This is a genomic window from Pleionea sediminis (assembly GCF_007570825.1).
In the GTDB taxonomy this organism is placed as follows: domain Bacteria; phylum Pseudomonadota; class Gammaproteobacteria; order Enterobacterales; family Kangiellaceae; genus Pleionea; species Pleionea sediminis.
Genome location: NZ_SUNB01000008.1, coordinates 92,397 through 106,162, shown reverse-complemented (window position 1 = coordinate 106,162; position 13,766 = coordinate 92,397). Strand labels below are relative to the sequence as shown.

At 37.4% G+C, this 13,766-nt stretch carries 10 protein-coding genes; 8 read left to right on the top strand and 2 right to left on the bottom strand.

What is annotated here, in order from left to right; all coding sequences use genetic code 11:
• Positions 1–27 precede the first annotated feature (27 nt).
• Entirely contained in the window at positions 28–816 is a 789-nt protein-coding gene (locus FAX86_RS20230; RefSeq protein WP_144395318.1) for a sporulation protein, read from the top strand.
• Positions 817–923: 107 nt separating this feature from the next.
• Here FAX86_RS20230 and FAX86_RS20225 read toward each other — a convergent pair whose 3' ends face one another.
• Positions 924–1,685, bottom strand: a complete 762-nt coding sequence (locus tag FAX86_RS20225) for a hypothetical protein (RefSeq protein WP_144395317.1) — start codon at positions 1,683–1,685, stop codon at positions 924–926.
• 341 nt (positions 1,686–2,026) lie between these two features.
• Between FAX86_RS20225 and FAX86_RS20220 the strand changes: the two genes are divergently transcribed.
• The 7 genes from FAX86_RS20220 to FAX86_RS20190 all read left to right on the top strand — a co-directional run bounded on the left by FAX86_RS20220 (position 2,027) and on the right by FAX86_RS20190 (position 13,111).
• Positions 2,027–2,521, top strand: a complete 495-nt coding sequence (locus FAX86_RS20220) for an RDD family protein (RefSeq protein ID WP_144395316.1) — start codon at positions 2,027–2,029, stop codon at positions 2,519–2,521.
• Between the two features lie 2,047 nt (positions 2,522–4,568).
• Positions 4,569–5,375 carry a hypothetical protein gene (locus FAX86_RS20215; RefSeq protein ID WP_144395315.1) on the top strand — a complete coding sequence of 269 codons (807 nt, stop codon included), beginning with the start codon at positions 4,569–4,571 and terminating at the stop codon, positions 5,373–5,375.
• A gap of 1 nt (position 5,376) precedes the next feature.
• The gene (locus tag FAX86_RS20210; RefSeq protein WP_144395314.1) at positions 5,377–7,035 is read left to right on the top strand and encodes a GH3 family acyl-acid amido synthetase; all 1,659 of its coding nucleotides are present in this window, start codon (positions 5,377–5,379) and stop codon (positions 7,033–7,035) included.
• A 1-nt stretch (position 7,036) separates the two neighbouring features.
• The gene (locus FAX86_RS20205) at positions 7,037–8,125 is read left to right on the top strand and encodes an aromatic ring-hydroxylating oxygenase subunit alpha (RefSeq protein WP_144395313.1); all 1,089 of its coding nucleotides are present in this window, start codon (positions 7,037–7,039) and stop codon (positions 8,123–8,125) included.
• Entirely contained in the window at positions 8,116–9,222 is a 1,107-nt protein-coding gene (locus FAX86_RS20200) for a hypothetical protein (protein ID WP_144395312.1), read from the top strand. Before FAX86_RS20205 ends, FAX86_RS20200 begins: the two co-directional genes overlap by 10 nt.
• A gap of 32 nt (positions 9,223–9,254) precedes the next feature.
• Complete coding sequence (locus FAX86_RS20195) at positions 9,255–10,274, top strand: fatty acid desaturase family protein (protein ID WP_144395311.1); 1,020 nt, start codon at positions 9,255–9,257, stop codon at positions 10,272–10,274.
• 86 nt (positions 10,275–10,360) lie between these two features.
• On the top strand, positions 10,361–13,111 hold the full coding sequence (locus tag FAX86_RS20190; RefSeq protein WP_144395310.1) for an FG-GAP-like repeat-containing protein: 2,751 nt from the start codon (positions 10,361–10,363) through the stop codon (positions 13,109–13,111).
• An 89-nt stretch (positions 13,112–13,200) separates the two neighbouring features.
• Here FAX86_RS20190 and FAX86_RS20185 read toward each other — a convergent pair whose 3' ends face one another.
• Positions 13,201–13,632: a hypothetical protein gene (locus tag FAX86_RS20185; RefSeq protein WP_144395309.1), complete on the bottom strand. Its 432-nt coding sequence runs from the start codon at positions 13,630–13,632 to the stop codon at positions 13,201–13,203.
• Positions 13,633–13,766 lie beyond the last annotated feature (134 nt).

The following is a 13,766-nucleotide window of genomic DNA, read 5'->3' as shown; positions in this document are numbered from 1 at the left end:
TGATTAAAAAATAACAAGGGAGATATTGTGTCTTTTTTAAATAAAATGCTATCGAAGGTTGGCATCGGTGCGGCAAAAATTGATGCTGTACTTGATACGGATGTACTGATACCAGGACAAGAAGTAAGCGGGGTGCTTAATATCGAAGGCGGTAAAGTCGAACAGGAAATCAACAAGATTGATCTTGATATATACTCAAATTACTTTATCGAAGAAGAATATGAAGAAGACGAAGAAACCTATACGCGCTTTGTTGAACGTTCGTCAAAAATTAACTCTGTCATTATCGAAGAAAGCTTCGTGATTAAAGAAGGCGAAGCTAAACAGATTCCTTTCAGTTTTACTTTGTCACCGTTTGCGCCTTTAAGTTACGGCAAGTCTAACTCTTGGCTGAAAACCAATTTGGATATTGATAGTGCGCTTGATAAGTCCGATAAAGACTATGTAACAATCCAACCCACTAACATTCAACAGGCCTTGTTGGACGCTCTTAGTGAACTGGGTTTTCAACTTGTAGAAGCTGAATCAGAAGGATGTGATGGCAGACTGTCTCCGTTACCTTTTGTTCAGGAATTTGAATTTAAGCCAACATCCGGGAAGTTTTATGGAAAGCTTGATGAGTTAGAAATGATCATGATTCCAGACGATGATGCGTATAATGTCTATCTTGAGATTGATCGCAAAGCGCGTGGCGTAAGCGGCTTTTTCTCCGAAATGCTTGGTACAGATGAGTCGAATGTGTGTGTGGCCATCAATAGTGATGACCCACAGTACGTTGCGGAACAATTAAGTGCGATTATAAGAGAATTTAGTTGAGCGTTAAACGAGAACAGATTTTATTTTTAATTAACCATTATTCGAGAGTTAATGAGTTTAACATTAACTCTCGACAGCTAAGTTAACATTACTGAATCATATAGTTATTAACTCCTTTTTATTGAGTATAAATTCAGAGTATAACTAATCGCTGCAGCAAGCCCATTCATTCCTGTGGAGTTACCATCCATTAACCAAAGAGTGGGTTCTCCCACCATTGTTAAACCCGCCACATAGTTCAGATTGGAATCAAGAAATTCATAACCGGTTATGTCAGACGTCATCGATGTTTTAATAAGCACCTCGGATTCATTTTCAAGATGTTCTTTTATTTCATACCGAGGACGAACATTTATTAGCGCTTTACTGTCAGATGAAAACTTATCTGAAAAAACTTCAAACCGATTCGGAGCACGATAACGTAGCGAATAAGCACCATGTATTTCATGAGTGATTGAGCAATCCAGACCCGCCTTTCTCGAGTGATCTGTTGTAACAATTGTTACTCTAACGGCTTTGAAATAGTCGTAGTGTATGCAACGAACTCGCCAGCTATCTGTGGATGAATCCAAATCGTAGGCTAGATTAAATGAAAATTTTTGTGAGTACTCGGACTTTTCATATTGATACAGATCTCCCAGATCAACATGGTCATGATCTCGGTCTTTGCTTCGTACTTTCATGTTGGTGACGAAAAACGGACCAAACGCTTGTTCTTTGTATTTGCCAAAAAATGAGTATTTTGGCGTTTTAATTGGAATTGCTGTGGCATTATTTCTGATGGTAGATGAGATAACGGCTTCACTTTGAGTAATGGTGTAGCAGCCTGTTAATAAAACAATCATTAATGAAACAATGATAAAGCGCATAACGAAAGATCCTAAGCCTGAATGAAAGATGAAGGAAGAATAATGTGCGATAGCTGACTTTTAGCTGAACAGGTATTGAATCAAAGTCGTAGTGTTTGAATATCGGGTTCGGGTAGCTTCGACTTCCTGGATAAAGTCTTCGAGACAGCTCCTTAACGAAAAGGAAATCGTCGATGGTCTTGGTTGAATATTCGCAACGAATCGAATAAGTCGCCACTGATTTATAAGGAAGTTTCAATCGCTTTGACTAATCGCACATCACTAAAACCATTATTGGCTGCTGGTCTATAATAGAAAGTAACTTCAATTGGCACTAATTTATTAGAGCGGGAGGTGCTCATATGACTGATCCATTTAAAACTCCGGAATCCGATGTTACTCAACCGACAAATTCTCAGCTCAACTTGGCGAATCGTGGCCTGAGATTTCTTGGGGCATTGCTCGATACTATATTTTTGATGATTCCTGTTGCGATTATTTTCTTTTTACTTGGCTTTTATGCACTAATGGACTCTGATGGCCAGTTGCCGATATTCTATCAAATTATGTCATTTTTTATCGGTATCGGTGTGTATCTGATGATAAATGGTTATTTAATTTATAACCGAGGACAAACGTTGGGCAAGCTTATTTGTGGTACCAAAGTGGTTACACTCGAGGGTAAACAGGTTAGTGGCAATACCTATTTATTTTTACGACTATTGCCAATTTGGATTGTGTCACAAATTCCATTGATCGGAGGTATTATAACTATTGTTGATGCACTGTTAATTTTTCGTAAAGACCATAACTGTTTACACGATGATATCGCTAAAACTCGTGTGGTTGAAATTTAGTAAAGACAGCGTCGGCTAGACCTTCAGGCGATGAGGAACCGTCAATGACAAATAGAGTGCCGATTAATTGTCTTTCTTTAAAGTTATTTTGGTAGTAATTAGGGTTGGCTGAGTGAATAGGTAGTGGTACTATCGTTTATGTTAAAGGGCCTCAAATGTTAGTCGTCTTCTAAGAGTCTGACATACAATTGAATTTACTTTTCTTTATTGAAATTATTTGATGGTGTATACATTTTTAACGCAGGTATAACGATAATCTATTTTCCACAATGTTGCGTTAACAAAAAATAATTTTCATATCAAAAAAATACTATTTCAAGAATTTGAAAATATTGTCGATGAATCCTGTTTGGAATTAGGTTAATCGATTGGGATTTTTAGTTAACTGATATTTTTTGTTAAGTGGTATCAATTAGAGCTGATACTAGAATAACTCTCAATTCGCTTTGAAACCTTTCGTGGCAATGGATTGACTCTTTAATTTTCTTAATGAAATCATAAGGAATCGTTTCTCGAATTAAGTACGCTAAATAATAGGCATGTTATTTATGTCAAAACCCAGGTTTATACCATCGATTAGCGCTCTGTAGTAACGGTTGACGGAATTCCAGCGGTTGTATTAGCCTTTTTATCAGTTAAATTATGCATTAGCGTGCTTAAAGAGGGCGCTTTGTAAGCAAAGCTGAGAGGGACTGTTGTGAAAAATTTAAATTTAGATGATGCAGTTGCTGTAAAAGATAAAAATAAAGAGAGTTCTGGCTTCACTTCGATAGATACATTGGAGACTGTAAATCCATTGTATTCGGAGGAAAATGAGTATTGTTGCCGAAGTTACGTTAAGTTTTTTGGGATAGTTGCTTATCCCTTAAAGCTGATAAATAAGTTGCTTTATGTATTTGGAAAAAATTGATTTTTGTACAATGTAAAAGTAGGTTTTTCAAATTTTTTTCTGCCCTAGTAGATGTTTTTTTACACCTGTATTTGAGTTGCGAAGTTTACTCGAGCAAGGATGGTTGGAGTAATTAATGGTGATTTTAAATTCTTTTCGTCCAATTTTTTGAGGAAGGGTTATCTGAAAGCTTTGTTCGCTGATGAGTGGTATATCATAAAAATATAATTCTCTCGCTTTTAAATTAAGCTATGTTCTTATTTTTTAATTAAAGAAGTCGCCTCGTTATTTTATTTCTAATCTTAAAAAATATTTATATGATAATATATCTTAAAGCTTTACAACTAAAGAGCTTCTTACGTCACAGTTGGATTCTAATGATTTATAGAGTTCTTTTTCTGAGTATTGTATTTTTAAATAAGAGTTAGTGAAAATCGATAGCTATCCGTGGGCTTCATAAGATAATAGCTCGAATGAAAAGAACTACTAAAATATTTTCCCTTTGGGTTGAGTTTGTTATCTGTACTTTATTGTAAATGCTAGTGGTTTCTATTGTTGAACTTTGGTATCCGCTAATTGTGATTTAATTCCGATTGGATCTATTTTAGAGAGTTATAGTTTCGATATTTTAGAGCTCGAGCTTCGAGAGAGCGAGACGAATGGTATGTTTGATTTGGCTGAAAATAACAAACGAGACTTGATGTGTTGTATAGATGTTGTCGGATTATTTAACTGTGTATATTTTATGTGTCGCTATACTGCACTAGTAAAAAAAACGACTGTTCGCTGAAAAATACTGTTTTAAAAATTTGAAAAGCTTGTCGGTAAGTCGTAGTTTTTTTGATGGAATTATTTTGGGATTTTTGGGTAATGGAGATTTTTCGATAAATTCGATATTAGAGTCGACTGAAAACAAATGCCGTATAAAGTCAATAACGTCTTAATTCTTAAGGAATGATTGGTCAGTTTAGAGTTAATGTATTTTTGAAATTCGATGTTCTTTACAATAATCTAAATGATAATAATTATTCTTACGCAGTATATCCTGTCATTTGTGGTAAAACTTCGCTGTATTATTACTGTTGACTCAATTCGCAAAGTTGTATTAGCCTTCACGCCAATTTTGGGGCATATAAAAAACGCTTCAGGAAACATCGATTGGGACAAAAATGGGGCGATTTTGTGGAACTTTCCAATTCAGCAAATTCAGTTAGTTTAGATAATAGTAAGTTTGCCAAACTTTCATCCGTTGATTTAAGCGTACAGTCGTTAACTGAAAAGCAAGTCATTGAAATGTGGCTTTTATTTGAAAGTTATTATGATGATGTTACATACGATAAGTTCCTCAATGATCTATATGATAAAAGTCGGGTCATTCTTCTTCTGGATAGACAGAAAAGAATACAAGGCTTTTCGACGATTAAGAGCTTTTATATAGAGGTTGATGGTCAAAGGGCTCGGGTGATTTTCTCTGGAGATACCATTATAGCTCAGGCTTATTGGGGGCAAACAGCGTTACAAAAGCGCTTTTATTTGTACCTTTTTAAAGAGTTTATAAAACATCCTTTTATACCAGTGTATTGGTATTTAATTTCGAAAGGTTACAAAACCTATTTATTGCTTAGTCGTAATTTTAACGCGTATTGGCCATGCCACTTTCAAGACATGCCTTCAAATATTAAGAATATAATCGCCTATTTGTCTGAGAGAATGTTTGCCGATGCTTGGCGAGCGGAAACAGGAACATTAGAGTTTTCTGAGCAAGCAGGCAAGTTGAAGCAAGCTGTAGCTCCAGTAACGAGCGAGTTACGTCGTTTTCCGGATATCGATTTTTTTGTTAAAACTAATCCTAAGCATTCGGTTGGTAATGAATTATGTTGTTTGGGACTGGTTAACGCTTCATTAGTTTGGGGCTATCCTTTCAAACTGGTCAAAAAGTTAGTTCGTCGGCTAAGAAAGACATAGTATGAGCGTTTCACTGAAAGCACTGCATCGTGTTTATCAATTGAGTTTGAAAAGCAAAGGAAAGTGCTTTTCGAATTCACTTTTCCATCCTCAAGTAACACAAGAATGTCTTCTAAAATCAATAGTGAAAAAGAATGAGACGTCCATTTTCGGTCGAGAATACTCTTTTGATAGTATCAAAGATGTCAGTCAATACCGTTCTCGCGTACCACTCACAAAATATGAAGACTATGTTAATTATATAGATAGCATTCGGGTAGGTGAGAGCAATCAGTTAACAGCGGAATCCGTTCGTTTTTTTGAGCCCACTAGTGGTTCGAGTGGCCCGCAAAAACTGATTCCTTATACACAGTCTTTACTTGATGCGTTTAATTCAGCAACTAAACCTTGGTTGTGGAATTTAAGTCTCGCTTACCCAAAGGCATTCACTGGTCAACACTACTGGTCTGTTTCTCCAGCTCATGAACAAGAAGTTTATCAAAGCACAATTCCCGTCGGAATGAACGATGATAGCGAGTATTTCGATCCAGTAAGTCGTTGGTTTATAAACAAAATAATGGCCGTACCAAGCTCCGTTCGTTGTATTAAGAATGAGCATGAATGGCAGTTTGCAACAGCATTAAAATTGTTGCAAACACGCGATCTTTCCTTGATATCTGTATGGAGCCCTACGTTCTTAACGGTTCTTTTAGAATTTATTAATAATAATTTTAAAGAGCTCACTCATGCCTTAACTCCATCTCGTCGAGCAGAAATATTTCGAGTAACGGGTGTTGGAGAAGTAGATTTTGAGCATATATGGTCGAATTTGGGTTTGATTTCATGTTGGACAGATGGTATTTCTCAAAGATTTGCTAGCGTTCTTGGTAATTATTTTCCTAATACCCCGATTCAAGGAAAAGGATTATTAACAACGGAATGTGTGGTATCAATTCCGTGGCATGAAACTGATAGTTTTGATAAACATGAAATTAATAATACCGAACCAAATACTAGGAATCCTCTAGGTCATGTTTTAGCGATAGGCAGTCATTTTCTAGAGTTTTTACCTTTAGGTACAGATCGGCAAGAAACTTGTTTAAGTCATGAGTTGATTAAGGGGCAGCAATATATTCCAGTGGTGACGACACAAGGCGGACTGTATCGTTATCAATTACAAGATATTGTTGAGTGTATTGGATATGTCGGTACGACACCGAAAATTCAGTTTGTCGGTAAATTGGATCACATAAGTGATTTAGCTGGCGAAAAAATACATAGCGGCTTGGTCGAAAAAGCGATGGCATACGCCTCTAATGTCACAGGATTTAAACCCGATTTTGCCTTGCTCACTCCACCCAGAGATATTCCAGGTAAGTATTGTCTATACATTGAGAGTACTCAAAGTAATATGGTGATTGATACCTGGAGCGACTTGGTCGAGCGAAGTTTGTCTCAATCCCATCACTATCAATACGCTCAGCGTTTACAGCAGTTACAGCCTCTTATGTGGCGAAGAGTTTATCGAGGCTGGATGACTTATCAATCAACGCTACAAAGCCGCGGAATAAAACTGGGTGACATTAAACCAATCGCTCTAGAAACACGAGTTGATTGGCACTCTATTTTTGCTCATCACAACCCTCAGCTAGAACAAAGAAACATCGAAGTAGGAAGTTAGCATGCTCCAGTATCAAGAACCCTTACGTGAAACTTGCGGAAAATTATCCGAATATTGGTATGCCGCAATGCTTAGTAAAAAAGTGACACGTAAGAAACCGCAATCGGTGGTCATTATGGATACTCGAATCGTGTTATGGCGGAAGAAAGATGGTTCTGCTGTCGCCTTACGAGACCGGTGCTCTCATCGTAATGTGATGTTAAGTACGGGTGAAATAGGTGTTAAAGAAGATTGTATCAAATGTCCTTATCATGGTTGGGAATTTAACGAGCTGGGTGACTGCATTAATGTTCCATCAGAAAGTGAACATGGCAAAGCCTTTAACAATAGAAAAGTGGAGTTTTTTCCTGTTATTGAGCAGGAAGGTCTTATTTGGGTTTGGATGGGATTCGACAAAGAGCCTGATGCCAAAAAAAGGCCATTCAATATGCCTTTTTATAATACTAAAGATTGGGGCACCTATTATATGGTGACTGATTTCGATAATAACGTAACCAGCCTAGCAGAAAACTTTATGGATGTACCTCATACCGTTTTTGTCCATAAAGGGTGGTTTAGAAGTCGATCGCGTAAACAAGTCGACGCGACGGTAGAGCGCACGGAAAACAGTGTGCTGGTGACTTATTACCAGGAGCAAGATGAAATTGGCTTTACCGATCGGATACTCAATCCGAATAAGCGCCCGTTATTTCACACCGATAAGTTTTATATGCCGAATAATACGAGAGTCGATTATTTGTGGCGTAATCCAAAAAATAATGAACCGGAACGAGGATTCGTTATCACCAGCACCTGCACTCCGATATCTGCGTTAAAAACCCGTGTCTACACATGTATTAGTTATAAACTTGGATTGCTAAATTATTTCGCACCAGTATGGTTACCTTGGTATACAAAGCAAGTAATTAATCAAGACGTCGATATCATGGCCAATCAAGGACAGTCATTTCGCGAAGCTCCTCCCAAGTTTAAGAGTACTCAGGCAGACACACTTCACCTATATATTGAGTCTCTTCGCGATTATGAAGAATCCGATCAAACTCTAAAAAAGCCCAGTCCCAGAACCCGGGAGATAACCTTTTGGATATAATTAAAACCTTTCAAAATTATCAAGTGAGAATGGCAACAAATCACGATTCAAAACCGCTTGGTCAACTATTAGAGAGTATTCACTCTGAAGGTGCTATGCCACTCATCGAGGAACGAGGTGAAAATTTTTTCGACCTTCTTCGCATGCATTTGGGCGAGGTTATTACATTTATTATAGAGAAAGGTGAAGAGGTTGTTGGTTGTGTTAGTTTTGTCATTCGTAAAGGTTGGTTTGGTGGTCAACTAATGGATGTTGCTTATGCCTGTGATCTTAGAGTAAAAGCAGGCCACCGTAAGAAGATTAAGCTTACACCTATTTTTCATCATTTCATTAATGTCATCAAGCATTTATATCAGGTCGAAATATTTCATTGTGCTGTGATAAGTACCAATAAAAAAGGTATCAATGCTACTAAGTTTAATGGTTCAGAAGTGATGAGTCGTTACTCAATGATGTCAATACAGTTTGTTGGCAAGGTTAGGCCTTCTGCTCATCGCGTGGAACGGGCAACAGAAAATGACTTAGAGGAAATTTCAGAGTATTTACAGCGACATTCTAAGCAAAAAGTATTCGGTTTGCAGCAAGACGCGGATACTCTAAAAAAGCGAATTGACCTGTGGCCCGGGTTTTCTATTAATGATTTTTATATTATTCGAGACGATAATCAGAAAATAATAGCGACTGCCGCCCCATGGAATAATTGTGAGCTGAGAAAAACGCGCTTGCTAGCCTATCATGGACATATGCGAATACTTAAAGCAATTTATAACTTGGAGGCAAAGCTAAGGAATTTTGAGCCACTACCAAAGGCTGGAGAATGTTTTAATTATACAACGCTAACGCATGTTGAAGTTGAGAATGAAGATCCAAATTTACTCAGCTCACTATTGAAAGCAATCTACCATGACTTAAGACAAGATCGATTGCATATGATGTCTACGATGCTGGTTGAAGGCTCTCCATTAATTAAGGCTTTTCGCTCTTTCAGATATCGAAAAACTGATTTTGAATTACGAGTTTTTAAACACACAGACTCTTCATTTTCTAATAAAGATTTTATAACTGATCAGCCTGGCTTTGAAATGGCGTTGCATTAATAACCTCAAACCTTACGAGTCGCTATAGAACTATGGAAAAGCAACAATATGTGAAATTATTAGAGCAAGTGCAATTAGAAGATGGATTTGCTATTCATTCTTCACTTGCTTTAACAATCTCAATGCTTGAGCTAGCGATGATAGCTGGCTGCTTATTTTTGTTAACAATTGTTGAACCCTTTGGTTGGCAATTTTGGTTGATAGAAATCTTTCTCGGATTATCGATGTTTCGATGTTTTGTATTACTTCACGAATGTGGGCATGGGACGTTTTTTAAGTCGAACAACAGTAATGTGATAATGGGGAGTTTATTTGGTGCTATCGCACTGGTTCCTTTTGTCTCATGGCGTAATGTTCATCGAAAGCACCATAAGTGGGTGGGAGTTATTGATAAAGATCCAACGTCTGTTGCTGCACTTGACGCGCAAGAGTACAGTTCGGCAATGCGAATGATTGTTCGAGTGATGTGGGTATTAAGATTACCAGTCGCAGCTGCTATTGGGATTTTTTCTGCTTTCTGGATGTATCCAGGTCGCTTATTAAAAGAAACAAAGGTTGACCGACATAAACTATTATTATCAATACTGTCTGCAGTAATTACCTTGCTTCCATGGGGGGCATTAGCCGTTTTAATTGGCCTTGAAAACTTTCTAATTTATGCTCTCCCTGCATTATTTATATTCTATTTTTGGTTTGAAACGATTAATTTGTGTCACCACGCTGGTTTATATCCTTTTATTAGTCACAGTCATCCAAACTCTATAAAAACCTACGAGCAAGAAGCTTATTGCCGTAGCGCGATGTTACCGCGATGGTTATCCATTGTTTGTTGTTACAACTTTAATTTACATACAGAGCATCATATCTTTCCAACCGTTCCCTGGAGCTATTTAAACCGTTTGAGTGAGCTTATGGATGAGTGTGGTTTAGAAAATTACCATAAGCAATCGTTACCTTCTCTAGTGCGTGATATACGAAGGTTGGATCCTTTTGATGACATTATTGATAAAGCACCTTCGAGATTAAAGCAATCGATGACGGTTGATACATGATATTCACTTTTAGAATCTTCGAAAGTTTAAACTGAAAAACAATTTTAAAATTTAACATTAAGTCCATTAAAATAGCTGGGTATATTATGACCGAATTAGTAATAAAGAATCCTTTGGCAAGATTCTACTCAAATATGGATCGCTTTCCATCAAGAAAGGATCCTCGAATACCATTTTTCTTTATATTACTTACCTATGTATTGGTGGGCGTCACTTTTTTAGGATTTAATCGAAGTCCTGGACAAATTTTAATTATTGTCATGACAACGTGTATACTCGATATGGCGTTTTCAGCACTGTTTAGGAAAAAAATCGTATTTCCTTTAAGTGCGGCAATTACCGGAATGGGCCTAAGCATACTTGTAAATACCGCTCATGGTTTGTGGTTACCGGCTTTGCCGGCATTTTTTGCGATTGCTTCCAAATATCTCATCACTGTCAATGGCCGTCATTTGTATAATCCAAACTTATTTGGATTATTGGTTGCGGTTATTTTAGGGGAGGGAATGATCAGTCCATCTCCAGCTTATCAATGGGGTGGTTATACTGCAATAAGCTTTTTTGTTGTGACCGCAGCACTTTCTTTATTTGTGTTCAAAATAAATCGGAATGCTTTAATTATTTCTTTTTTGATCTTTTATTCAATAAATATATTCATACGTGGTTGGTTGACGCAGCATCATGTTCCTGCAGAAACGATAATTTTGGGAACAATAACCTCTCCAGCATTTTATTTATTTACCTTCTTCATGATTACTGATCCGGCGACGTCACCTAACTCAAAATCGGGTCAAATATTTATGGCATTCTTTATTTCATTTGTTGATCTTATTTTGCATAAATTTGAAGCGCTTTCAACCCTATTTAAAGCAGCATTTTTGTTTTACACATTAATGTTTGTCTATCGTGCATTCCAAGCTTATCGTCAACAACCACTGAATTTCTTAAAACAGATTAAAAGTTATTGGATGCGACCTGTAACCATAGGTGTTGTTGGCTTAATTGGTATTTCTATTTATCAAGCTGCGCATACTTTTAACTTGCAGAAAGCTCCTGACTTTTCATTTGAAAAAATTTCTACAGAGGGAGCTGGCATAGAATCTCAACCTTCAAATATTCTGCAAGAGGTTGATCCAAGAATTAAGCATCTTTCAAAATGGATTATGGCACAGGGTGATGGCGTATCAATAGCTGACGTTAATAATGATGGTTTACCCGATCTGTTCGTGAGTTATTCACTAAAGCAAGAATCTGCTCGCTCTGCTTTGTATTTAAATAAAGGTAACTTTAATTTTCAGCGCCATCCGTTACCAGCAATCGATGAATTTATTAAGAACTTCAAAGAAGAAGGCTTGGCAGCAACTGGATTATTTTTTGACTACGACAATGATGGCGATCAAGATTTGTACTTGGCCACAGGATTTGGATATCCTCGTTTTCTTCATAATAATTTGATTGAAAAAGGCTATCTTGAGTTTATTGATAACACGGAATTATTAAATCTTCGAGACTACACCACGTCGATGTCGGCTAACGTGGCTGATTTAAACCAGGATGGCCGCCTCGATCTAATTGTCGGAAACTCTTTGCGAACGCAGTTAGCAAATTATGAACAGGCGCCCAATTTTAGTATTTTTGATTTGCCTGCGGCTGAACACGAAGGTGACCGTCGAGCTTTCGACTTTATGCATCGCACTTGGCATAACGCGAATAACGGCGGTGAAAATATTATTTATCTAAGTGGTGACGATGGATTTTCAAAACAGTCTAATGAAGCTTGGGGATTTTCAGGAACTCGCTGGACGTTAGATGTTGGTGTTGGCGATCTTAACAATGACGGTTGGCCTGATATTTATTTAGCGAATGATTTTGGTCCTGATCAAATGTTTATTAATCAGGAAGGTTATCGCTTTAAAACTATAGAAGGAAAATTGGTGGGAGAGTTAGGCAGAGACACTTATAAAGGAATGAACTCAACGATTGCTGATTTTAACAATGATGGTAATCAGGATGTTTATGTTTCTAACGTGCATGTCGCGTTACAAGCAGAAGGCAGTTTGCTTTGGATTAATGATGGGACCGTTAACGAAACGGGATACAAAGCATTTACTGACAGTGCGATGGCAATGAATGCATTAAATGAAAATCGATTCGGCTGGGGCGCGGCCGCGGTCGATATAAATCGTGATGGTCGACTCGATATTCTACAAGCCAATGGCATGGTTAACGATAATTACGACGAACAATACGAAGGTTGCCCTGATTATTGGTATTGGAATGAAAAAGTTGCGCTTACTGGCCCTGAGGTACATGGTTTTGCGGATAGCTATGCTGATTTACGAGGACGTTGTATTTATCCGCATGACAAAAAACGAGCTTATATCAATGAGGGCCAATATTTTGTTGATGTTGCCGATCAAGTGGGTTGGAGTGATACGGAAGTGGCCCGAGGTATTGCGGTTGCCGATATGGATAATGATGGTGATATGGATGTTCTGGTTTCACAACCATTTGCTCCTTTGGCAATTTATAAGAATCAATCGGCCGCAAAGAGTTGGGTTGGCGTAAAGCTCGTTGGTAATGGTTATAGTTGTAATCGTGATGCTATAGGTTCTCGTGTCGAACTAATTTATGGTTCAGAAACGGAACTGCCCATGCAAATGCGAGAAGTCGTGGCATCCAATGGTTTGCTGTCACAATCAGAACGTCGTTTGATGTTTGGATTGGATGATTACCAAGGTAATGTCAAATTAAAAATTAACTGGTGTGGACAAGGAGAAACCGCGATTGTTGATATAAAGACCAATCAATACAATGTGATACGCCAAGTGAAATAATACGTTTAAATTCAATTTAAGCAGTATGCTCCCTCGGATAGTTAGAGATACTGCTTAAAAGCTAAAGCTTTAGCTAAAACTTAAAACAATTAATTTTCCGATAAAAGCTGAGCTAACTCTTCGTCAGTTAATCGAAGAGCCACTAGCTCGATAATACGATCATATTGCTTTTCGGTGATGTCATAATTTTTATCCTCGACTCTTATCCAGGATTCTCCTACTTCGACCAGCAAGTCTTTCTGATTACTCTCTGTAAAGGAAGCATCAAAAGTGAACAGTGGTTTTGCTTTTACTGGCTCAATGGCTGGTGTGTTTAAAGCTTCGACCAGCACTTTAAGTAATTCAGTAAAGCCCTCAAATCGCGCAAAATAAAGTTGATTGTTAACAACGCCCTTAGGTGACATACCCTCAACGTTCAAAGACAACTGCTTGACGTCAGCTAATGTCTTTTCACTGGCAGTGACATTGAATGAAAGTAGGGCGGTTAAAATAAAAATTGTTAAAAATCTGAATCTTTTCACGAAATGTTCCCACGATTGTTGATAGTTATGTGGTTTAGTATAGTTAGTAATTAAACAATTCAAAGTAGATTGTTTTTTACGATATCATGCTTTATGCCAATTTTTCATATTTTAGTATCTAATAATTGTCTGTA